We start from the raw sequence: 22,789 nt of genomic DNA on the forward strand, positions 1-22,789 counted from the left end.
CGTGGAGGAGTTTGAAGTATTCGCTGTCAGGATTAAGCCGCCGTTATCGCGGGGCACGAAATGATAACCGGCGACTGCAATTTGCGCCGATTATCACATCGTTAATCCTGACTTAACCGCCAACTGCGATCCTGCGCACCTCGACATTCACAGACGTGGTTATGCATGCGCACGCTCTTACTGTTTTCTCTGATGTGGGCCTGGCTACTGCAGCCGGTACAGGCCTCCAGCTTTTCAACCAGCCCACTACTGGCGGGCAACACCCAGCAGGCCGATTTCCTCCCCGCCGAGCAGGCGTTCGAGCTCAGCGTCGAACCGCAGGCCAATGGCGAAACCCTGTTGCGCTGGGATATTGCTCCCGGCTACTACCTCTATCAGCACCGCCTGCAGTTCAGCGGTCTGCCGGCCGGGGTCAAGCCCGAGCTGCCGCCTGGGCTGCCCTATAGCGATGAATTCTTCGGCGACTCGCAGATCTACCGTGAGCGCCTGGAACTGATCCTGCCTGCTGGCAACACCGGCAGCATCCAGATTGGCTGGCAAGGCTGCGCCGATGCAGGGTTGTGCTACCCACCGCAGACCCAACAGATTGATCTGTCCGGCAGCGGTACGACGAGCGAACCGGGCACCACCCTGGCAGAGGATCAGGCCCTGGTCGGCGACCTGCAGAGCCAGACCCTGGCCTTGAGCCTGCTGCTGTTCTTCGGCCTGGGCCTGCTGCTGGCCTTTGCGCCCTGTTCGTTGCCAATGCTGCCGATTCTCGCTGGCATTGTGGTGGGCAGCGGTGCATCGCCGCGTCGCGGTTTGGCACTGGCCTCGGCCTACGTGGTGAGCATGGCGCTGGTGTATGCCGCGCTGGGCGTGGTCGCTGCACTGATGGGGGCCAACCTGCAAGGCCTGCTGCAGCAACCTTGGTTGCTGGCCAGCTTCGCCGCGCTGTTTGTCCTGCTGGCCTTGCCGATGTTCGGCCTGTTTGAGTTGCAGCTGCCAGCTGCTCTGCGTGACCGTCTGGAAAACGCCGGACGTAAGCAGCAAGGTGGCAGCCTGATGGGTGCCAGCATGCTCGGCCTGTTCTCCGGCCTGCTGGTCGGCCCGTGCATGACCGCGCCGCTGGCCGCTGCCCTGCTGTATATCGCGCAGAGTGGCGACGCGCTGCACGGTGGCCTGGTGTTGTTCGCCCTGGGCTTGGGTATCGGTACGCCGCTGGTGTTGCTGGTGACCCTGGGCAACCGCTTCCTGCCCAAGCCAGGCGCGTGGATGGATCGGGTCAAGGTGGTGTTTGGTTTCCTGTTCCTGGTGACAGCGTTGCTGGTGATCCGTCCGCTGCTGGACGAGTCGGTCTGGTTGGGCCTGTGGGGTGCACTGCTGATTCTGCTGGCCAGTGCCCTGCTGCAACTGGCGCGTCAGGTGCGTCAGCACACCAGCCTGAGCAAGGCCGCTGGTGCACTGCTGGGTCTCTGGGGCATGGCGATGCTGCTGGGTGCCGCCGGCGGTGCCAGCGACCCTATGCAGCCGCTCAAAGTCTTCACCGGCACCGCCGTTGCGGCTGCACCGAGCGAGCAGCACTTTATCGACCTGAACGAGCCGGCCGCGATGGAGCGCGAGCTGGCTGCGGCCAAGGCCGAGGGCCAGTGGGTGCTGGTGGATTACTACGCGGACTGGTGTGTGTCATGCAAAGTCATGGAGAAGACCGTGTTCGGCAACCCCGAGGTACAGGCCAGCTTGCAGGGCGTGCGCGTACTGCGCCCCGATGTGACCGAGAGCAATGCGGCGAGCCGCGCGCTACTCAGCCGCTTTGAAGTGCTGGGCCCACCCACACTGCTGTGGATTGGCCCGAACGGTGAGGAACGCCGCTCGCAGCGCATCACCGGCGCGGTGGATGCCAAGCAGTTTCTGCAGATATGGAGCAATACCAAGGAGCGTGGTTGATGTTAATGATCAATATCGGGCCGCTGGCACTCAGCACTGCCCATGTACTACTGATGATCAGCCTGCTGCTGGCGATTTTTACCGGCTGGTACGTCGGCCGACGCGGCGCGGTAAACCCCGAGAAACAGCTGTTTCGCTTGCTGCTGGTGGCCATGCTGGTCGCCCGAGTGGCCTTCGTTGCGGTGTATTTCGAGCACTACCGCGAGCAACCTTGGCAGGTGCTGGACATCCGTGACGGCGGCTTTATCGTCTGGCCTGGTTTGTTGGCTGCCCTGCTGCTGGGTGCCTGGCTGGCCTGGCGCACGCCAACTATCAGAACCTCGCTGGCCAGCGCACTGGCTGTCGGCGTGCTGAGCTGGGGCCTAGGCAGCCTGACCCTGCATGGCCTGGAGCAAGGCACGCGTTTGCCAGAGCTTTCCTTCAGGGACAGTAACGGTGCCACCGTGGCGCTTGAGGACTATGTCGGCAAGCCCCTGGTGGTCAACCTCTGGGCCACCTGGTGCCCACCGTGCCGCCGCGAAATGCCGGTGCTGGCCGAGGCGCAACGCGATAACCCTGAACTGACCATCCTGTTCGTCAACCAGGGTGAAGGCCAGGGCGTGGTCAACCAGTATCTGGAGGCCGAAGCCCTGGGGTTGGACAACGTCCTGCTCGACAGCGGCGGTCGCCTAGGTCAGCACGTCGGCTCCATGGCCCTGCCCAGCACGCTGTTCTACGACGCCGAAGGTCGCCAGGTTAGCAGCCACCTGGGTGAGCTCTCCCGTGCCAGCCTGGCTCGTGCGCTTGAAGTATTTAACAAGGAACAATAACCGTGAAAAAACTGATCAATCTCCCCGTAATGCTTTCAGCATTAACCATGCTGACCGTGCCCCTGTTGCACGCCGAGGATTGGCCAGCTCCGATCAAAGCAGTCGAAGCGCGCGGTGCCGAAATTATTCAGCGTTTCGATGCCCCGAGCGGCCTGCAAGGCTATGCCGCCCGCTACAACGGCCAGGGTGTCGCCCTGTACCTGACCGCCGATGGCGAGCACGTGCTGGTCGGCAGCCTGCTCAATGCCCAGGGCGAAGACCTCTCGCGTCAGCCGCTGGATAAGCTGGTGTACGAACCGCTGGCCAAGGAAATGCTCGGCAAGCTGGAGCGCAGTACCTGGATCGCCGACGGCAGCGCCAAGGCACCGCGCATCATCTATATGTTCTCCGACCCCAACTGCCCGTACTGCACCATGTTCTGGAAACAGGCGCGGCCTTGGGTCGAGGCCGGTGATGTGCAGATCCGCCACGTGATGGTGGGCATGCTACGCCAGGACAGCGTCGAGAAGGCCGCCGCACTGCTCAATGCCAAGGATCAGCAGGCGGCGCTGCATGAGCATGAGTCCGCCGGCAAGGCCAGTAGGCTGCAAGGGCTGAAGAAGATTCCAGCGGCGATCCAGCAGCAGCTCGACAGCAACCTTGGCCTGATGGCGGAGATGGGTGTAGCGGCTACGCCAGCGATTTTCTATCCGGACGAAGACGGCCAGCTGCGTCAGCAGCGAGGTGCGCCAAGCCCGGATGTACTCAAACAGATCATGGGGCCGCGCTCCTGATCGCAACATCGCGCGCCGAACGGTTTCGGTCAATAATCCGAGCCCCAAGCGCGTGGCAATAGATTGCCCACACCTTAGTCAGACCGACTGACTCAATTTTTTGTAATGGAGATACAACATGACAACTACTCAAACCCTGCAAGGCAAAGTGGCTTTCATCCAGGGCGGTTCACGCGGTATCGGTGCAGCCATCGTCAAGCGCCTGGCCCGTGAAGGCGCGGCAGTGGCCTTCACCTATGTGTCCTCCGCCGAGCGGGCTAATGCCCTGGCCAGCGAAGTCACCAGCGCTGGTGGCAAGGCCCTCGCCCTCAAGGCCGACAGTGCCGACGCAGCAGCCGTGCAGCAGGCCATTCGCGCTGCGGTCGAGCACTTCGGCGGCCTGGATATTCTGGTCAACAACGCCGGTGTGCTGGCCTGGGGCAGTACCGAAGAACTGACCCTGGAGCAGCTGGATCACACCCTCGCGGTCAACGTGCGCAGCGTGTTCGTCGCCAGCCAGGAAGCCGCCAAACACATGACCGATGGCGGACGCATTATCAACATCGGTAGCACCAACGCCGAGCGCATCCCGGTGGCCGGCGGCGCGGTATATGCCATGAGCAAGTCGGCGCTGGTTGGTCTGGCTAAAGGCATGGCCCGCGACTTGGGCCCACGCAACATCACCGTGAACAACGTGCAGCCCGGCCCGGTGGATACCGAGATGAACCCGGCTGATGGCGAGGGTGCCGAGTTCCTGAAAGGCCTGATGGCACTGGATCGATTCGGTAAAGCAGAAGAAATTGCCGGCTTCGTCGCCTACCTGGCCGGCCCAGAAGCGGGTTATATCACCGGGGCCAGCTTGATGATTGATGGCGGTTTCTCGGCCTAATTTGTCTCGATTTGGGGGCAGCTAACCGCTAGCCCCTTCTTACTTCTAATTTTTCTGCAGCCTTGAATGGCTGCTTTTGGCCGACACCAGCCTGTTACAACCGGCGACTCCCGGCCAAAAGCGGTCATGGGGTTAAGAGGCCATGTATCGGTAACCGGCTAGCTTACCGGCCAAGAAATAATGAACACGCTTCCCACTCCAGAAGCCTGACATATCGCCTGGCCGCCATGGGCCTCTGCGATAGCTTTGACCACAGCAAGTCCCAGGCCGCTGCCGCCGCTCTTGCGTGAGCGCGAAGGGTCGCCACGACGAAAGGCCTCGAAGATGTCGGCGGCCAGTGCGCTGTCGATGCCGGGGCCGTCGTCTGTCACGCTCAGTTGGCAGTTGTCGCCGAGCTGTTCCAGGCGTACTCGCAAGTTGCCTGGATCGGCATGGCGCAAGGCGTTTTCCAGCAGCGCCATGAGGGCCTGGCGGATGCGCAGCGCATCGCACTCCACCCGCAAGTTGGCGTCCAGTTGGTTATGCAGGTGAAAGCCCTTGGCGGTCAGGGGCGCGGCGAAGGCCTGCAATACAGTGCTCAGTTCATCGGCGAGGCGCACGCTGGTCCGTTGAATTTCCAGATGGCCGCTGTCCTTGAGGCTCAGTACGCGCAGGTCTTCGATCAAACGGTTGAGTCCCTCCACCTGGCGCAGCAACCCCTCGAACAGCTCGCTGCTGGGGTCGAACACGCCTTCGGCCAGGCCCTGCAGGCGCCCGCGCAGAATGGTCACCGGCGTGCGCAGTTCGTGGGCGATGGCGGCGTTCCAGAATTCGCGCTCGCGGGTCATGCTCTGCAGGCGCTCGGCCATGGCGTTGAAGTCACGCACCAGTTGCGCCGTCTCGCCCATGGCTTTTTCGTCAAGCGGTGCGCGGGCCGTGAGGTTGCCCTGGGCCACTTCACGCAGGCTGTGCGCCACCGAGTTCAGCGGGGTGATCAGGCGCCGTGACAGGCGAATGGCGACGAACACCGACATGCCCAGTGCGGCGACGATGGTACAGCCGATCCAGATCATCTCTACCCGTGAGGGTATCCAGGTTTCGGAGATGCTGTTCGGCATGTAAGCCACGGCGATGGCGTAGAACACCGAGGAGCCGAACACGGCGATGAAGATGATGCCCAGCGCCATTACCGCCAGAGACTGGATGAACTGCCGGCGCAGGCCCGGTGTCGGTTTCATGGTTCGACGCCGAAGCGATAGCCCACGCCCCAGACGCTGGCCGGCACGCCCTGGATATCCAGGGCTTCGAGCTTCTTGCGCAGTTTGCTGACGTGGCTGTCCACGGTGCGCTCCTGGGTATCGCCTTCCGGCAAACAGGTTTCCAGCAGTTCGGCACGGCTGAACGCCCGTTTCGGTGCGCGCATCAGGCAGGCCAGCAGCTTGAATTCGGTCAGGGTCAGGTCCAGCGTGTGTGGCTGGCCATCACGCTGCACGCTGGCTTCGTGGCTGTCCAGGTCGATCTGGAACGCACCGACGCGCAGCACCTGCGTGGCGGCCGGCGCGCTGCCCCGCGTGCGCCGCAGTACCGCTTGCACCCGCGCCACCACCTCGGACGGGTTGAAAGGTTTGACTACGTAGTCGTCGGCACCCAGGCGCAGGCCCATCAGCTTGTCGATGTCCTGATCGAGTGCAGTGAGCATGATCACCGGGGTGTCGCCACGGGAGCGGATTTCGCTGAGCACCTTCCAACCATCGAGAACGGGCATCTGTACGTCGAGCAGCAACAGGTCCGGCTTGAGCGTCTGGTGCAGGGCCAATGCCTGCTGCCCGTCGCTGGCGTGTTGAGTACGCAGACCGCTGCGTTGCAGGTAGGCGATGAGGATATCGGCGATCTCGGCCTCGTCCTCGGCGATCAGTACCAGTGCCGGGGTGGCAGTGCGGGTGCGCGCGTGGAGATCGGACATGGGCTGGCTCGCAGACGGTGGCGCTGAATGTTATCGCGGCCTCCATGCTTTCTCCACAAAGCCTCGAATCATTCGCAACAGCGCTGTTCCAGACTGCAGCCTCGATCAGCTCCCGGTCGTCATCAGGTCTTCCGGGCGTAGCGTGTAACGAGGAGTGGGTTATGGGCAGTAAATACCGGCAACTGAGCCTCGTGCTCGCAGTAATTGCCGTATTGGCACTGGCAGGGTGTGATTCGGCACCCGAGCAAGCCGAAGCACCGACGCCGCTGCAGGTGTCGGTGATGACATTGGTGCCGCACGAACTGGCGATCAGCGAGGACCTGCCGGGGCGGGTGGCCGCCGTACGCAGCTCCGAGATTCGTGCGCAGATTGGCGGCATCGTGCAGCGCCGTCTGTTCGAACAGGGCGCCGAGATCGAGGCCGGTGCCGTGTTGTTCCAGATCAATCCGGCGCCGTTCAAAACCGAAGTTGATAGTGCTGCCGCAGCTTTACAGCGTGCCGAGGCAGTTTTGGCACGGTCACGGGTACAGGTCGAGCGCTTGACGCGGCTGGTGCAGGCCGAGGCAGTCAGCCGCCAGGTGTACGACGATGCCGTGGCGCAGCGTGAGCAGGCCGCCGCCGATGTGGCCCAGGCCAGGGCGACGCTGGCACGGCGCAAGCTGGATTTGCAGTTCGCCAGCGTCGAGGCACCGATTGCCGGACGCATCGACCAGGCGCTGGTCAGCGAAGGGGCGCTGGTATCGCCCACCGATACAACGCCCATGGCGCGCATCCAGCAGATCGACCAGGTGTACGTCGACGTGCGCCAGTCCGCCTCGATACTGGACACACTGCGCCAGCAGGCCGGCGCGGCGACACCGAAGTTGAGCGTCGACATCCTCGGCAGCGACGGCAAGCCGCTGGGTATGCGCGGGCGCATCCTGTTCTCCGGCATCGAGGTGGATGCCGGCACCGGCGACGTGCTGCTGCGCGTGCTGGTGGACAACCCGCAACGCCGCCTGCTGCCCGGTCTCTACGTGCAGGCGCGGATTCTCCGTGCACATTACCCCGCCGCCCTCAGCGTGCCGCAGCAGGCGGTGACCCGCACGGCAGGTCAGGCCAACGTGTGGCTGGTGGATGCCCAGGGCCAGGTCCAGCCGGTGCCTATCGAGGTCGGTGAACTGGTCGAAGGCCGTTACCGTGTGGTGTCCGGGATCAGCGCCGGGCAGCAGGTGGTGATCGAGGGCATCGAGCGCCTGAGCCCCGCTGTCCAGGTCGCCACGCGCCCTTGGCAGCCCGTCGCCACCCGCGAACAACTCAGCGCCGCCGCGCGCTGACTCCGGAGAAGCCCTCATGCCGCAGTTCTTTATCAACCGGCCGGTGTTTGCCTGGGTCATCGCCCTGTTCATCGTGCTGGTCGGCGTCATCGCCATCCCGCAGTTGCCCATTGCCCGCTATCCCTCGGTGGCGCCGCCGTCGGTGACCATCTATGCCGCCTATCCGGGGGCCTCCCCGCAGACGCTCAACGACTCGGTGGTGAGCCTGGTCGAGCGTGAGCTGTCGGGGGTGAAAAACCTGCTGTACTTCGAGTCCTCGGTGGACACCTCGGGTAGCGCGCAGATCACTGCCACCTTCAAGCCGGGCACCGATGCGGAGCTGGCCCAGGTGGACGTACAGAACCGCATCAAGGCGGTGGAGTCGCGCCTGCCCCAGGCCGTGCGGCAGAGCGGTCTGCAGGTGGAATCCGCCGCCTCGGGCTTTCTGATGATGGTCGGTCTGACCTCGCCCAACGGCCAGTTCGATGAAGTCGCGCTGAATGACTACCTGGCGCGCAACATCGTTCAGGAGTTGCGCCGCATCGAAGGCGTCGGCCGCGTGCAGCTGTTTGGCGCCGAGCAGGCCATGCGCGTCTGGGTCGACCCCAACAAACTCAGCGCCTATGGCCTGACCATGAATGAACTGGCCCAGGCTATCGAGCAGCAGAACGCGTCGATTGCCCCCGGGCGGATCGGCGATGAGCCGGCGTTGCCAGGCCAGCGCCTGACCGTGCCGCTGACCGTGCAGGGGCAACTGAGCACGCCGGAGCAGTTCGCCGCCGTCGTTCTGCGTGCTGGCGCCGACGGCGCCAAGGTAGTACTCGGTGACGTGGCGCGGGTTGAGCTGGGTGCGCAGTCCTACGGTTTCTCTAACCGTGAAAACGGCGTGACAGCGACCAGTGCCGCCATCCAGCTGTCGCCCGGCGCCAATGCCGTGCGCACCGCATCAAAGGTGCGTGAGCGCCTGGCCGAGCTGGCGCCGAGCATGCCGGCCGGCATGGCCTACTCGGTGCCGTTCGATACTGCGCCCTTCGTCAAGGTGTCCATCGAGAAGGTGATCTACACCCTGTTCGAGGCCATGGCGCTGGTGTTTCTGGTGATGTTCCTGTTCCTGCAGAACCTGCGCTACACGCTGATTCCGGCCATCGTCGCGCCCATCGCGCTGCTCGGTACTTTCGCGGTGATGCTGCTGGCCGGTTTCTCGATCAACTCGCTGACCATGTTCGGCATGGTGCTGGCCATCGGCATCATCGTTGATGACGCCATCGTGGTGGTGGAGAACGTCGAACGGTTGATGGCCACGCAAGGGCTGTCGCCGAAAGAAGCGACCAGGCAGGCTATGCGGGAAATCACCGGGGCGGTGATCGGCATCACCCTGGTGCTCACCGCCGTGTTTATCCCCATGGCCTTCGGCAGTGGCTCGGTGGGGGTGATCTACCAGCAGTTCACCCTGTCGATGGCGGTGTCGATCCTGTTCTCGGCCTTCCTCGCCCTGAGCCTGACGCCGGCGCTGTGCGCCACGCTGCTGCGCCCGGTGAGCGCGGATCATCATGAAAAACGCGGCTTCTTCGGTGCCTTCAACCGCAGCTTCGAGCGCCTTACGGCGAGCTATGCGGCGCGGGTGGCGCTTCTGGTCGGGCGTAGCGGGCGGATGATGGTGGCCTTCGCCGTGCTCTGCGCGGTGCTGGCCATCGCTGCTGCACAATTGCCGTCGTCCTTCCTGCCTGAAGAGGATCAGGGATACTTCATGACCTCCATCCAGTTGCCCACCGGTGCCACCAGCGAACGCACGCTGGACGTAGTCAAGGCCTACGAGGCGCATGTGGCCTCGCGTCCGGGGCTGGACGCCAACCTGGTGGTGTTGGGCTTCAGTTTCGCCGGTTCCGGCCCCAACGCGGCCATGGCCTTCACCATGCTCAAGGACTGGGATCAGCGCGATGGCGCGACCGCAGCCGAAGAAGCCGAGCTGGCGCAACAGGCCATGGCCGACAACGTCGAAGGCACGGTGATGAGCCTGATGCCGCCGGCGATCGACGAGCTGGGCACATCCTCGGGCTTCACCCTGTTCCTGCAGGACCGTGCCAACCGGGGCGAAGCCGCGCTGCTGGCGGCGCAGGCGCAGCTGGTGGAACTGGCGGCGCAGAGCGAGGTGGTCAGCGATGTCTACCCCGATGGTCTGCCGCCCGGCGAGAGCATCCGCCTGGAGATCGACCGGCAGAAGGCCGAGGCCATGGGTCTGTCCTTCGCGGCGGTGAGCAGCACGCTGTCGGCTGCCATGGGCTCGTTGTACGTCAACGATTTCCCCAATGCCGGGCGCATGCAGCAGGTGATCCTGCAGGCCGACGCCCCGGCGCGCATGCAACTGGACGACGTGCTTGGCCTCCGCGTGCGCAATGCCGGCGGCGGCATGGTGGCGCTACGTGAGGTGGTGACGCCGGTGTGGAGCGAGTCGCCACAGCAGATGATGCGCTTCCAGGGCTTTCCCGCCGTGCGTATCGCCGGTGGCGCGGCGGCTGGCGTGTCCAGCGGCGCGGCGATGGCTGAGATGGAGCGCCTGGTGGCGCAGTTACCGCAGGGATTCGCTCTGGCCTGGACCGGGCAGTCGCTGCAAGAGCAACAGTCGGCGGCGCAGGCACCACTGCTGATGTTGCTCTCGGCGCTGGTGGTGTTTCTGGTGCTGGCGGCGCTGTACGAGAGCTGGTCGATCCCGCTATCGGTAATGCTGGTGGTGCCGCTAGGCCTGCTCGGTGCGGTGGCGGCGGTGATGCTGCGTGGCATGCCCAACGACCTGTTCTTCAAGGTGGGGATGATCACCATCATCGGTCTGTCGGCGAAGAACGCCATCCTCATCGTCGAGTTCGCCCGCCAGTTGCATGGCGAGGGGCGCACGTTGATCGACGCTGCCGTGACCGCCGCACGCCTACGCCTGCGGCCGATCCTGATGACCTCGCTGGCCTTCACCCTCGGTGTGGTGCCGCTGATGTTGGCCTCCGGCGCCAGTGCCGAAACCCAGCACGCCATCGGCACCGGGGTGTTCGGCGGCATGCTCAGCGGCACCTTGCTGGCGGTGTTCTTCGTGCCGGCCTTTTTTGTCTTCGTAATTGGCACGCAGGAGCGCTTGAGCGCCTGGCGTGCGCAACGCCGTGTCGCTGCGACACCTCAGGAGAATCGTTGATGCGCCTGTTACTGCTCCTGCCACTGCTCGCCGGCCTCAGCGCCTGCTCGCTGACGCCGACCCTGGAGCGACCAGTCGCACCGGTGCCGACGAGCTTTCCTGTGAACACTACCGCACCGGCCTTGTCGCTGCCGGCCAGTGCCCTGGGCTGGCGCGCGATGTTCGGCGACCCGCGCCTGCAACGGCTGATCGACCTGGCGCTGACCAATAACCGTGACCTGCGCCTGGCCACCCTCAACGTCGAGGCGGCGCAAGCGCAAGCCAACATCCAGCGCGCCGCGCGACTGCCGGCTGTGGGGCTGGATGGAACGCGCACGCGTGAACGCGCCCTGAGCACCGATGCAAATGGCCAGACCAGCCGCGAGGTGAGCCAGCAGACCGGGGTGAACGTCGCCCTGAGCGCCTTCGAACTGGACCTGTTCGGCCGTGTGCGCGCGCTCTCCGATGCCGCGTTCGCTCGCTACCTGGCCAGCGAGCAGGGCCGCGATGCGGCGCAGATTGCGCTGGTCGGTGCGGTGGCCGAAGCCTACTTCACCCAGCGTCTGGCCGATGAGCAACTGCAACTGACCGAGCGTACCCTGGCCGACTGGCGGCAATCGTTGGAACTGGCGCGTCTGCTCAAGCAGGCCGAGCAGAGCAGCAGCCTGGACGTGGCCCAGGCCGAAGGGCAGGTGGCCCAGGCTGAAGCCGATCTGGAGGCACGCCGCCGCGCCCTGGCACAGGCGGACAACGCCCTGCAGTTGCTGGTGGGCAGTGAACTGCCGAGCGATCTCCCTGTTGGCTTGCCACTGAAGCGCCAATCGGTGATCGCGCAGCTACCGGCCGGGTTGCCAGCCGACCTGTTGCTGAATCGGCCGGATCTGCGTCAGGCCGAGCAGATTCTGGTCGCCGCCAACGCCGATATCGGCGCGGCGCGGGCAGCGTTCTTCCCGCAGATTTCCCTGACCGCCTCCTTCGGTTATGCCAGTACCTCGCTCGGCAGTTTATTCGACCCGGTCGGGCAGGTCTGGCGTTTCGTTCCACAGATTTCCCAGCCGCTGTTTCAGGGCGGGCGCCTGCGCGCCGAACTGCGCCTGGCCGAAGTGCGCAAAGACGAGGCGGTCGCGCAGTACGAGCGCGCCATCCAGACCGCCTTCCGCGAGGTGGCCGACGCCCTGGCGGGAACCGCCACCTTCGACCGCCAGATCGAGGCGCAACTGCGCGCGGTGAGCGCCGCAGAAAGGCGCCTACAACTGTCCGACCTGCGTTACCACGCAGGCGTCGACGGCCGCCTGGAGCTGCTCGACGCCCAGCGCCAGTTACAGGCCGCACGGCAGGCGCTGCTGGAGCTGCGCCGCGCAGATAGCGTCAATGCCGTGGTGTTGTTCAAGGCACTGGGCGGGGGGCTTAATCCAGGCGGAGCGTCGATTGCCGCAGTTGATACAGCTGACTAGGGCAGCCTCTGTATGGCGCTGATCTATGAGATTTATAAGGACCGCCTCAGTGAGATGCGGCCAATTCAAGGCTGTTGCCGATACGCGGAGAAGGATTGAACCGCGCGATAAGGTGCGGCTGCTATGTGTCTGAGCTGGTCTTGACTTGCCCCGGCGCCTTCCTTAGCGTGCCGTCTTCGTTGGATTAAGCAGGATTCAGGCATGAGCGCCGCCGATAACGTCAAACTCGAAGCCGGCTGGAAGGCCGCGCTGCATGCAGAGTTCGAGAAGCCCTATATGCGTGAGCTGGGGGATTTTCTGCGCAGCGAGAAGGCCGCAGGCAAGCAGATTTATCCGCCTGGCTCGCTGATCTTCAATGCGCTGAATTCCACGCCGTTAGTGCAGACCAAAGTGGTGATAATCGGCCAGGACCCTTATCACGGCCCTGGGCAGGCCCATGGTCTGTGCTTCTCGGTGCAGCCTGGGGTGAAGACGCCGCCGTCGCTGGTGAACATCTATAAAGAGCTCAAGCGCGACCTGAATATCGACATTCCCGATCACGGCAACCTGCAGCATTGGGCCGAGCAGGGCGTGCTGCTGCTTAACACTTCATTGACGGTGGAGCATGGCATCGCCGGCTCTCACGCCAAGATCGGCTGGCAGACCTTTACCGACAAGGTGATCGAGGTGGTCAGCCAGCAGCAGGAGCGTCTGGTGTTTCTGCTCTGGGGCGCCCATGCGCAGAGCAAGGAAAAACTCATCGATGTCAGCAAGCATCTGGTGCTGAAATCCGTGCACCCTTCGCCGCTGTCGGCGCACCGTGGCTTTATCGGCAATGGCCATTTCAGCCGTGCCAATAAGTTCCTCCAGCAGCATGAGCTGAGCCCGATCGACTGGCGCTTACCTGCGGCTTAACAGCCTGTTAAGCGGCGTCGCACTGCTGCTCGGTCAGGTCGCGGCGCAGGTCGCGCAGGCGGTGACTCAGACGCTCGCGCTGCGCCTTATCGCTGCTGCTCAACAGCTGGCTGAACAGCGTGGCCAACGCCTGGCGTGAGCGACCATAACTGGCACGGTATTCGTCGCTGTAGAAACGCTCGCGTTGTTGCAACAGCGGGGTTAGCCGCTCGGCGAAGTCTGCGCTATCGCGTTCGGCGACCACCTTGCGTAGCTCGGCCTGCCACAGCTGCCGATTCTCCAGCCACAGGCGATTCTGCTCACCGAGGCTGTTGGCCCAGGTGGCGATATGCTCAGTTTGTGCACTGTTCAGGCGGCCGAGCCAAGGCCGTAGACGTTCCTGCATACGCGTCTGGCGTTCGCTGATCTGGATGGCCAGCGGCGGATCGAGAAAGTCCTGGCGATCTTCCAGGTTGTCTTCATCCATCGCGGCGTAAAGCTCGCGGACCTGCTGTTCGCTCAGGCCCGGCAGCAACTCGATGGCGGTGGGGGTGATCTCGATGCCGATACGTTTGAGCGCGGCATCGAACTGGGCGAATTGCTCAAGCAGCTGAGCGCTGTCGGGCTGCGGCTGGGCGAGGATGTTTTCGGTGGTTTTCAGCCAGTCGATATAGCGCGGCAATTCGGCGCTGCAATGCCATTGCAGGTGCGTTTGCAAGCGGGGTTTGAGCCAGGCCTGCTGCTGACTGTCGAGGTTCAGGTAATCGTTCAGTCGCCAGGGCACCAGCCAATCCAGGTTGCGGTACGCCAGGCCGGCACGGCTGCAGGCGCTAATCAGTAGGCTCAGGCAGAGCAACAGCAGCAGGATTTTCACGGCGGGCCAACGCAGTACGCTCATAAAGGATGCCTCGATGGTGAGGGCCTGAGAGTACCGCCGTCGCCTGCGGCTGGGTGGCTACAGACATATCTGTTAAACAAAAACTGCTGTGTTGCAGGCAAAAAAGAGCCCGCACAAGGCGGGCTAAACGTGGTCGTTGTAATCGCATCAGCTGCGTTGCCAGAGCCTGAATAATGGCTCGGCGAGAAACATCACCAGAAACAGCCGCAGCACCTGCAAGGCCGTGACCAGCGCCACCGAGAGGTGCAATGCTTCAGCCGTCAGGCACAGTTCGGTGATGCCGCCGGGCATCATGCCGAGCATCAGTGCATTCTGGTTTTCCCCGGCCAACCAGCCCAGGCCTTGGCCCAGCGCGGCGGCGGCGAGCATGGCGAGCAGGCAGAACAGCAGAATGCGCACGAGAAACCCCGGTGCGCTGCGAAAGAAATTGCGGTCGAAGTGACAACCCAGGGCGCAGCCGATCAGCCATTGGCCGGTCTGGCCGAGGCCATCGGGCAAGCCCAGGTGCAGCTCGAAGCTGACACTGGCTACGGCGCAGACAGTCAGCGGGCCTAGCATCCACGGGTTGGGTTGGCCCAAACGTCCCCATAGCCAAGCCAGCAGCGCGCCAGCTGGTAGCAGTAGCGCCAACCAGGGCCAACTGACCGCTGCAGGTGCTGGCGGTGCGATGGGCGGCAGGCTCCAGGTGAAGATTGCCGGAATCAGCAATACCACCAGCAGTAATCGCAGGCTGTGGGCGGCGGCCACCTTGGCGGTTTCGGCGTTGTGCCGTTGCGCCAGGTTGACCATCTCGCTGGCACCACCCGGCATGCTGGCGAAGAACGCAGTGGCGCGATCGAGGCCGGCGCGGCGTAGCACGACAATACCGATCAGGCTGAGCAGCAGGGTGAGCAGGGCGCCGAGCAGAATCACGCCGAAGTGGCTGAGCAGTTGGCCGAATACTTCACTGGTGAAATGCAGGCCGATGGCGCTGGACACCAGCCACTGGCCGGTCTTGCGCCCGCCGGGCAGCTCGGTGATCAGCCAGCCGCTACAACGTGCGGCGATCACCGCCAGCAGCGAGCCGATGATCCACGGCAAAGGCCAGCCGATCAGGCTGGCCAGATAGCCGCCTGACAAGCCGACCAGGGGCGTGGCCCACCAGCTTTGCCAGCCGGTGAGCATGTGCAACTTAGGCATTGGCCAGTTGCGCCGCACGGCGCGAACGCCACCAGCGCAGACCTGGCAGGGCCAGCATCAGTGCGGTGAGTGCCCACAGGCACAGGCTGATCGGACTGCCCCATAGAATGTTCAGGTCGCCGGCGGAGATCGACAGGGCGCGGCGCAGGTTGTCTTCCATCAACTCGCCGAGAACGAAGCCGAGGATCAGCGCCGACAGCGGGAAGTCCAGCTTGCGCAGGATATAGCCGAACACGCCGAGGCCGATCATCAGGACCAGATCGAAGGTGGTGCTGTGCACCGCGTACACGCCGACCATGCTGATCACGGTGATCGCCGGCACCAGCACCCAGTTGGGCACGCTGAGCATGCGGGCGAACAGGCCAACCAGTGGAATGTTCATCACCAGCAGGATCACGTTGCCGATAAACAGCGAGGCGATCAGGCCCCAGACCACGTCTGGCTGCTGTTCGAACAGCAGCGGGCCGGGGGTGATGTTGTACAGCGTCAGTGCGCCGATCATTACTGCCGTGGTGCCGGAGCCCGGTACGCCGAGGGTCAGCATGGGGATCAGCGAGCCGCAGGCCGAGGCGTTGTTGGCCGCTTCCGGTGCCGCTAGGCCGCGCAGGTCGCCGTCGCCGAACTTACCGTTCGGGCCAGCCATGCGTTTTTCCGTCATATAGGTCATGGCGCTGGCGATGGTCGCACCGGCACCTGGCAGAACGCCGATGACAAAGCCGGCCACGGCGCTACGCACCATGGTCCAGAAGGTGAAGCAGAACTCTTTAAAGTTGAACAGCAGGCGGCCGCTGGCCTTCACGGCTTTCTGGCCGTTGTGGGTTTTTTCCAGCATCAGCAGCACTTCACTGACGCTGAAGAAGCCGATCACCACGATAACGAACTGGATACCGTCCGACAGGCTGACGCTGCCGAAGGTGAAGCGATACACGCCGGTGGTCGAGTCCACCCCAACGGTGGCCAAAGCCAGGCCGATCAACGCAGCCATTAGGGTTTTAACCGGTTTGTCGCCGACCATGCCGCCGAGGCAGGCGATGGCGAAAATCATCAGTACAAAGTACTCGGCCGGGCCGAAGGCCACTGCCCAGTTGGCCAGGATTGGCGCGAACAGCACCACACCGCAGGTGGCGATCATGCTGCCGATAAACGAGCTGACGGCCGACAGCGACAGGGCGATCCCGGCCTTGCCCTGGCGGGCGAGAGGGTAACCGTCGAGGGTGGTCATCACCGCTGCGGCGTCGCCGGGTACGTTAAGTAGAATCGCCGAGATACGTCCGCCGTACTCACAGCCCAGGTATACGGCAGCGAGCAGGATCAGTGCAGTTTCCGGCGACAGGCCGAGGGCGAAGGCCAGTGGCAGCAGCAGCGCTACGCCATTGATCGGGCCAAGGCCCGGCAACAGGCCGACGATGGTGCCGACAAAGGCACCGAACAAGGCGACCAGCAGGTTTTCCGGTCGCGTGGCGACTTCGAAGCCTTGCATCAAGAAATTCAGGGTTTCCATTTTCAGCTCTCCACAAAGGCTTCGAACAGGCCGAGGGGCAGCGGCACATCCAACAGGTAATCAAACAGGCCATACAGCAGCACACCCATTAGCACGGCGCTGATGGCGCAGGGCAGCGGGCGACCGGTAAACAGCAGGCCAAGGGCGAAGGTGGCCAGCGTGGTGCTGATGACAAAGCCGAGCACTTCGAACAGCAGCGCGTAAGCCAGCAGCGCCAGTACACACAGCACCGCACGCACGGCAGCGCGGGTATTCAGCGTCTGCTCCAGCAAGCCGGGCTTGATCACCAGCCACAGGCTGCCAGCTGACATGAGGCTGAGCAGCAGCAACGGGTAGGCGCGCGGCCCGACCGGGTCATAGGCGAAGGGTGCCTGGAAGCCCCAGGCGATGACGGCGAGAACGGCGCAAAACAGCAGCCAGCTCGCGGCGAACAGGCGAACGTACATGGAGGATTACCTCAGAACTTGGGCATCTAAAGCCTGCTCCCAGTGGGAGGAGGTTAGGGGAGGGGATTGGGTGGTGCGGTTTATCACTGCCACCCCTCACCCCGACCCTCTCCCGCCTGGGAGAGGGTGGTGCTGGTGTTATTGCATCAGGCCGAACTCGCCAGCCAGCGCCTTGTATTCCTCAACTTGCTTGAAGACCAAGGCTTTCAGCTCGTCACCAGTGACTGACAGCGGCAGCAGGTCGCGCTGTTCACGCAGGGTGGCAAAGTCTTCACGGGCAAGCAGGCTGTCGAACTGCTGTTTCCACCAGTTGTATTGCTCGTCCGTCACCTCTGGGCCCATATAGAAGCCGCGGATGACCGGCCAGGTGATGTCGTAGCCCTGTTCCTTGGCAGTGGGGATATCGGCCAGTTTGCCTGGCAGACGTTCTTCGGAGAGCACGGCGAGGATGCGTACTTTCTTCGCCGCCAGTTGCGGGGTGACTTCGCCCAGACCGCTGGAGGTGACCTGAACATGGCCGCCGAGCATGGCGGTGAGGGTTTCGCCGCCGCCTTCGAAGGCCACGTAGCGCAGGTTTTTCGGGTCGATGCCGGCCAGACGAGCGATCAGCGCGGTCTGCATCCAGTCCTGGCCGCCGATGGTGGCGCCAGCGCCGAAGACGATGCTGGTTGGATCTTTTTTCAGTGCCTGCACCAGGTCATCCAGGCTCTGATACGGCGAGTCGGCACGTACGGTGATGGCGCCGTAATCGGTGCCCACCGCTGCCAGCCAGCGCACCCCGGTTTCGTCGTAACGGCCGAACTTGCCTTGCGCCAGGTTGAGCAGCGAGCCGCTGGAGAACGCGGTGATGGTGCCTGGGTCATCGGCACGCTGGGCGATTACTGCGTTGTAAGCTACCGCGCCGACACCGCCGGGCATATAGGTGACGCGCATCGGTGCTTTCAGCAGGCCGGCGTCTTTCAGGCCGCTCTGCGCCAGTTTGCAGGTCAGGTCGAAACCGCCGCCGGGCTTGGCCGGGGCGATGCATTCTGGGCGCTTGGGTTCGGCGGCCAGCAGCTGGCCGGCAAAGGCCATGCAGGCGGTGGCCAGGGCGATGCGGGTAAAGGCAGTTTTCATGGGGTATTCCTCTGAGCTCTTATTGTGGATTACCAGATCGGCAGCGTGTAGCCGACGATGACGCGGTTCTCGTCCGCATCGCGGGCGAAGTCGGATTTGAAGCTGGCGTTACGCAGGCGCACGTAGACATCTTTCAGCGGCCCGCTCTGCACCACGTACTTGACCTCGATGTCGCGTTCCCACTCGCCGCCGGTGTCATCAGTGCCAGCGATTTGCGCGTCGCTGCCTTTGATGTAGCGGGTCATAAAGCTCAGGCCGGGAACGCCAAGCTTGCCGAAGTCGTAGTCGTAACGGGCCTGCCAGGAGCGCTCGTTGGCGTTGGCGAAGTCGTTGATCTGCACGAAGTTGACCAGGAACGGGTCGCTGCCATCGATGTAGGCATAACCGGTGTCGCCACTCATGTCCTGAAAGCCCAGGCCCAGTTTGTGGCCGTTGATGCCGTAGGTGAGCATGGCGTTGAAGGCGCGGTTATCGATCTTGCCGGCATTGGCGGCGCCGCTGTCCTTGCTCAGCATCATCCGTACATCAGCGCTGAGGGTGCCGCTGCCCAGCGGTTGGCTGGCGAGCAGGCCGAAGAAATGCTGGCGGTAGATATCGTCGAGATCGGCGAAGTAATAACGCCCTGTCAGGCCCTTGGCGAACTCATAATCGAGGCCCATCAGGTCCAGATGATCCGCCGTGATACCTGCGGCGAAGCGGCGGTTCTTGCTATTGAGGATCAGCTCCTCGGAGTTGGTCGAGGCGCGGTCGATCACCTTGTCCAGGCGTCCGCCGGTAAAGGTCAGGCCGTCGAGTTCGCCGGAGGTCAGCAGGCCGCCTTCGAACACCTGCGGCAGCAGGCGGCTGTCGCTGGCCTTGACCACAGGCAGCTCTGGCACGTGCGAGCCGTAGCGCAGCTCGGTATTGGAAACCTTGACCTTGGCGGTCAGGCCCAGGCGACCGAATTGGTCCGGGGTGCCGCCATCGTCTTGTACGGGGAGCAGGTCGGTGCCGGTGCGGCCGCCGCCGGAATCCAGTTTGACCCCAACCACACCCAGGGCATCAAGGCCGAACCCGACGGTGCCTTCGGTGTAGCCGGACTGAACGTCGAGCCAGAAACTCTGGCCCCATTCTTCACGCTTATTCTGCTGGCTGCTGGTGCCTTCGCGGAAATCACGATTGAGGTAGATATTGGTGGTGGTCAGGCTGGCTTTGCTGTCAGCCACAAAATCGGCATGGGCAGCGGGGGCAAGCAGCGCGGCGGCGATGGCCAGGCTAAGCAGGTGAGCAGGCGCAAGCACCTGATGAGATGCAGTCGGCATCCTGTGGTCTCCATTGTTGTTTTTGTCACGGCTGCGCACCACTGCGTCAGTCGTTCAGGTCGGTGGATCGAGCCACCTGAAACCGATGCTATGGGGTCAAGCTTTCACCAGGCTTTCAGTTTGAAAAAAACGCCTGGAGCGTTTTTTGACGTCGCTTGCGACGGCCCGCAGGGTGGCCGCCAGGGATGGCAGGCTACAAAGAAACGCCTGGAGCGTTTTTTGACGTCGCTTGCGACGGCCCGCAGGGTGGTCGCCAGGGATGGCAGGCCACAAAGAAACGCCTGGAGAGTTTTTTCACGTCACTTGCGACGGCCCCCAGGGTGCCCCGTTACACTGCGCGCACAAGAACAATGTTGTGGAGTGCCATTACCGTGCGAGTCCTACTGGTCGAGGACCATCTGCCCCTGGCTGAAAGCGTGGCCCAGGCCCTGCGTGGCATCGGGCTTAACGTAGACATGCTGCATGACGGCGTGGCGGCCGATCTGGCCCTGAGCAGCGAGGATTACGCCCTGGCGATTCTCGATATCGGCCTGCCGCGCCTGGACGGTTTTCAGGTGCTGGCGCGTTTGCGTGAGCGCGGCAAGACCCTGCCGGTGCTGATGCTCACCGCCCGTGGTGAGGTTAAGGATCGCGTGCATGGTCTTAATCTCGGTGCCGATGATTACCTGGCCAAGCCCTTTGAAGTGACTGAACTGGAAGCGCGGGTCAAGGCGCTGCTGCGTCGCACCGTGCTCGGTGGCGAGCGCCAGCAACGCTGCGGCAACCTGCTGTATGACTTGGATACCCGGCGCTTTACCCTTGCCGATGCTCTGCTGACCCTGACTTCCCGCGAACAGGCGGTGCTGGAGGCGATGATCGCAAGGCCCGGACGGGTCATGAGCAAGGAGCAGCTGGCCGCCCAGGTGTTTGGTCTGGATGAGGAAGCCAGCAGCGACGCCATCGAAATCTATGTGCATCGGCTGCGCAAAAAACTCGAAGGCGGCGGGGTGCGCATTGTCACCTTCCGTGGCCTGGGCTACTTGTTGGAGGCTGTGGGTGATTGAGCATCGCCAACCCGTACCACACGAGCCGGGCAGCCTGCGCGGACGGCTGATCCGCCGCTTGGCGCTGTTGCTGGCGTTGATTCTGCTGGTCAGCAGCCTAAGCGCTTACTGGAGCGCTCGGCATGCCGCCGATACTGCCTACGACCGCACCTTGCTGGCCTCGGCACGGGCGATTGCCGACGGCCTGTACACCACCGCCGAGCGCTTGAACGCCAACGTGCCGTATGTGGCACTGGACACCTTTGCCTATGACAGTGCCGGGCGCATCTACTATCAGGTATTGGACGTACAGGGCGCGTTGGTGTCGGGTTATGAAGACCTGCCGCCGCCCCCGGCCCATATCAAACGCACAGAGGATTATCCGGCGTTGGCGCGTTTCTACGATGCCGAATTTCGCGAGCAGGGTGTGCGGGTGGTCAGCCTACTGCAGCCGGTCAGTGAGCCGGGCCTTAACGGCGTGGCGGAAATCCGTGTGGCGGAAACCCAGGGCGCGCGTGAGCGCATGGCCCGCGAACTGTTGCTCGGCACCTTGCTGCGCATGGGTGTGCTGTCGCTGAGTGCATTGCTGTTGGTGTGGCTGGCGGTAAGCGCTGCGCTGCGGCCACTGGAAGCCTTGCGCCGCAGTGTGGCGGCGCGCACCAGTGATGATCTGCAGCCGCTGTCGGATCTCGGCATGCCGCGCGAGCTGCGTCCATTGATTGATGCGCTGAATCAGTTCAATGCTCGGCTGCGCAGCCTGTTCGAGCGCCAGTCGCAATTTATTGCCGATGCCTCCCACGAGTTGCGCACCCCCCTGGCCGCGCTCAAGGCGCGGGTTGAGTTAGGGCTGCGCGCGCAGGATCCTTCGATCTGGCGCAGCACCCTGGAAGAGGCCGCGCTGAACACCGACAAACTGACCCATCTGGCCAATCAGCTGCTTTCGCTGGCGCGCATCGAAAGCGGTGCGCGGGCGATTGCCGAAGGCGGTGCGCAGCGTCTGGACCTCAGCCAGCTGGCGCGCGAACTGGGCATGGCGCTTGCGCCACTGGCCCACGCCCGAGGTATTGCGCTGGCACTGGAGGCTGAGCAGGCCGTGTGGGTCAGTGGTGAGCCGACGCTGCTCAACGAGCTGCTGTGCAACCTGCTGGATAACGCCTTGGCGCACACCGCTGCCGGCGGCAATGTGATCCTGCGGGTATTGCCGGCTGGGGTGCTGGAGGTTGAAGACGACGGACCGGGAATTCCACCAGAAGAGCATGAGCGGGTGTTTGCGCGCTTCTATCGGCGTAACAACAAAGGTTCTGGGGCAGGCTTGGGTTTGGCGATTGTTGGTGAGATCTGCCGGGCGCATCAGGCCGAGATCAGCCTGCATCAGGCGCAGCCGCACGGTTTGTTGGTGCGCGTCGAGTTTGCCAGCGCAGACGTCTGAATCAGGGCGCGAGGCTGAGCGGCTGCTGGATTTCCAGCAGGTATTGGGCAACCTTGCCACTGTCGCGCAGTTGCGCCAGGCCCTGGTTGAAGCGGGCGATCAGCTCGGCATTGCCGGGTACTTCCCGCGAGAGCAGCAGGTGCAGGCTGTCGCTGCGCAGCGGCTTGGGATGAAAGCTCAGTTGCGCGCGCTCGGCGGCACTGAAGTGCTGATGCAGCATGTCGAAGCCGACCACCTTGTCCATCGGAAACAGATCGACGCGGCCGGCAATCAGTTGGCGAAAGGCGGTTTCATCACTGGTCACTCGATTGATCCGTAGTTGTCCGCTGGCTTCGGCCTGCTGAAAGGCTGTGCCGTAGTCATAGCCGCGGGTGCCGACCAGGCGTCGGCCTTGCAGGTCGCCAATCTGTTGCCAGTCAAAGCTGTAGCCCTTGCGGTGGAACAGGTAGTAACCGCTTTCCACCACCGGGTCGCTGTAAAAGAACTTTTCTTCACGCTCACTGCTGTGCAGCCAGACTGCGCTGCCATCGCGTTTGCCGCGCTCGGCCAGTTGCAGTGAGCGTGCCCAGGGGTGGAATTCCCAGGTCACCTCAATCCCCTGCAGGGCAAAGGCTTCGGCGACGATGCGCGAGGCAACGCCTTTGTGTGGCAGCTGTTCGCCCAGATAAGGCGGCCATTCACCGTTGGTCAGGCGCACCTCTGGCGCAGCGGCCAAACTGGCGCAAAACAGGCTGAGCAGGGTAGATAACAGCAGAACGCGCATGAGCCGTATGCCGATTGAAGGGACTGCGTTCAGTCTAGTT

19 protein-coding genes are annotated in these 22,789 nt (G+C 63.5%); 10 read left to right on the plus strand and 9 right to left on the minus strand.

From position 1 onward, the window contains the following. The first annotated feature begins 165 nt into the window (after window positions 1–165). The 4 genes from dsbD (at window position 166) to RHP75_RS06990 (ending at window position 4,376) form a co-directional block, all read left to right on the plus strand. On the plus strand, window positions 166–1,926 hold the full coding sequence (gene dsbD, locus RHP75_RS06975; RefSeq protein ID WP_311091092.1) for a protein-disulfide reductase DsbD: 1,761 nt from the start codon (window positions 166–168) through the stop codon (window positions 1,924–1,926). After that, the gene (locus RHP75_RS06980) at window positions 1,926–2,735 is read left to right on the plus strand and encodes a TlpA disulfide reductase family protein (protein ID WP_311091093.1); all 810 of its coding nucleotides are present in this window, start codon (window positions 1,926–1,928) and stop codon (window positions 2,733–2,735) included. Before dsbD ends, RHP75_RS06980 begins: the two co-directional genes overlap by 1 nt. Before the next feature lie 47 nt (window positions 2,736–2,782). Continuing rightward, a complete protein-coding gene (gene dsbG / locus RHP75_RS06985) occupies window positions 2,783–3,508 on the plus strand; it encodes a thiol:disulfide interchange protein DsbG (RefSeq protein WP_311091095.1) in 726 nt (241 codons plus the stop codon). Window positions 3,509–3,626: 118 nt separating this feature from the next. Next, window positions 3,627–4,376, plus strand: a complete 750-nt coding sequence (locus RHP75_RS06990; RefSeq protein WP_311091096.1) for a 3-oxoacyl-ACP reductase family protein — start codon at window positions 3,627–3,629, stop codon at window positions 4,374–4,376. A gap of 158 nt (window positions 4,377–4,534) precedes the next feature. On the opposite strand, the gene RHP75_RS06995 is transcribed toward RHP75_RS06990, so the two are convergent. Together RHP75_RS06995 and RHP75_RS07000 are read right to left on the minus strand one after the other, a co-directional pair. Further along, on the minus strand, window positions 4,535–5,593 hold the full coding sequence (locus RHP75_RS06995; protein WP_311091098.1) for an ATP-binding protein: 1,059 nt from the start codon (window positions 5,591–5,593) through the stop codon (window positions 4,535–4,537). Next, window positions 5,590–6,318 carry a response regulator gene (locus RHP75_RS07000; RefSeq protein ID WP_311091099.1) on the minus strand — a complete coding sequence of 243 codons (729 nt, stop codon included), beginning with the start codon at window positions 6,316–6,318 and terminating at the stop codon, window positions 5,590–5,592. Before RHP75_RS07000 ends, RHP75_RS06995 begins: the two co-directional genes overlap by 4 nt. Window positions 6,319–6,479: 161 nt before the next feature. Here RHP75_RS07000 and RHP75_RS07005 point away from each other — a divergent pair, with 161 nt between their 5' ends. The 4 genes from RHP75_RS07005 (at window position 6,480) to ung (ending at window position 13,115) form a co-directional block, all read left to right on the plus strand. Then, window positions 6,480–7,634 (plus strand): efflux RND transporter periplasmic adaptor subunit, encoded by a 1,155-nt coding sequence (locus RHP75_RS07005; RefSeq protein WP_311091100.1) that lies wholly within the window; start codon window positions 6,480–6,482, stop codon window positions 7,632–7,634. A gap of 16 nt (window positions 7,635–7,650) precedes the next feature. Beyond that, on the plus strand, window positions 7,651–10,788 hold the full coding sequence (locus RHP75_RS07010) for a multidrug efflux RND transporter permease subunit (protein WP_311091101.1): 3,138 nt from the start codon (window positions 7,651–7,653) through the stop codon (window positions 10,786–10,788). Then, window positions 10,788–12,221: an efflux transporter outer membrane subunit gene (locus RHP75_RS07015; RefSeq protein ID WP_311091102.1), complete on the plus strand. Its 1,434-nt coding sequence runs from the start codon at window positions 10,788–10,790 to the stop codon at window positions 12,219–12,221. The genes RHP75_RS07010 and RHP75_RS07015 overlap by 1 nt, the downstream gene beginning before the upstream one ends. Before the next feature lie 201 nt (window positions 12,222–12,422). Then, on the plus strand, window positions 12,423–13,115 hold the full coding sequence (gene ung, locus RHP75_RS07020; RefSeq protein WP_311091104.1) for a uracil-DNA glycosylase: 693 nt from the start codon (window positions 12,423–12,425) through the stop codon (window positions 13,113–13,115). Window positions 13,116–13,122: 7 nt separating this feature from the next. On the opposite strand, the gene RHP75_RS07025 is transcribed toward ung, so the two are convergent. From RHP75_RS07025 to RHP75_RS07050, 6 genes are all read right to left on the minus strand, one after another. Then, window positions 13,123–13,992, minus strand: coding sequence for a DUF6279 family lipoprotein (locus RHP75_RS07025; RefSeq protein WP_311091105.1), 870 nt, complete (start codon window positions 13,990–13,992; stop codon window positions 13,123–13,125). 147 nt (window positions 13,993–14,139) lie between these two features. Further along, window positions 14,140–15,171: an AbrB family transcriptional regulator gene (locus RHP75_RS07030; protein ID WP_311091106.1), complete on the minus strand. Its 1,032-nt coding sequence runs from the start codon at window positions 15,169–15,171 to the stop codon at window positions 14,140–14,142. Further along, window positions 15,164–16,672 carry a tripartite tricarboxylate transporter permease gene (locus RHP75_RS07035; RefSeq protein WP_160087998.1) on the minus strand — a complete coding sequence of 503 codons (1,509 nt, stop codon included), beginning with the start codon at window positions 16,670–16,672 and terminating at the stop codon, window positions 15,164–15,166. Before RHP75_RS07035 ends, RHP75_RS07030 begins: the two co-directional genes overlap by 8 nt. Window positions 16,673–16,674: 2 nt before the next feature. Next, window positions 16,675–17,118 (minus strand): tripartite tricarboxylate transporter TctB family protein, encoded by a 444-nt coding sequence (locus tag RHP75_RS07040; protein WP_160087996.1) that lies wholly within the window; start codon window positions 17,116–17,118, stop codon window positions 16,675–16,677. A gap of 138 nt (window positions 17,119–17,256) precedes the next feature. Further along, window positions 17,257–18,234, minus strand: coding sequence for a tripartite tricarboxylate transporter substrate binding protein (locus RHP75_RS07045; RefSeq protein WP_311091108.1), 978 nt, complete (start codon window positions 18,232–18,234; stop codon window positions 17,257–17,259). 29 nt (window positions 18,235–18,263) lie between these two features. Further along, window positions 18,264–19,535: an OprD family porin gene (locus RHP75_RS07050; protein ID WP_311091109.1), complete on the minus strand. Its 1,272-nt coding sequence runs from the start codon at window positions 19,533–19,535 to the stop codon at window positions 18,264–18,266. Window positions 19,536–19,906: 371 nt separating this feature from the next. Here RHP75_RS07050 and RHP75_RS07055 point away from each other — a divergent pair, with 371 nt between their 5' ends. Then, a complete protein-coding gene (locus tag RHP75_RS07055) occupies window positions 19,907–20,578 on the plus strand; it encodes a response regulator (RefSeq protein ID WP_311091110.1) in 672 nt (223 codons plus the stop codon). Further along, a complete protein-coding gene (locus RHP75_RS07060; protein WP_311091878.1) occupies window positions 20,574–21,986 on the plus strand; it encodes a sensor histidine kinase N-terminal domain-containing protein in 1,413 nt (470 codons plus the stop codon). Before RHP75_RS07055 ends, RHP75_RS07060 begins: the two co-directional genes overlap by 5 nt. A gap of 1 nt (window position 21,987) precedes the next feature. On the opposite strand, the gene RHP75_RS07065 is transcribed toward RHP75_RS07060, so the two are convergent. Then, on the minus strand, window positions 21,988–22,749 hold the full coding sequence (locus tag RHP75_RS07065; protein ID WP_311091112.1) for a transporter substrate-binding domain-containing protein: 762 nt from the start codon (window positions 22,747–22,749) through the stop codon (window positions 21,988–21,990). Window positions 22,750–22,789: the final 40 nt, after the last annotated feature.

This window comes from Pseudomonas sp. SG20056 (assembly GCF_031764535.1).
Classification (GTDB): Bacteria; Pseudomonadota; Gammaproteobacteria; order Pseudomonadales; family Pseudomonadaceae; genus Aquipseudomonas.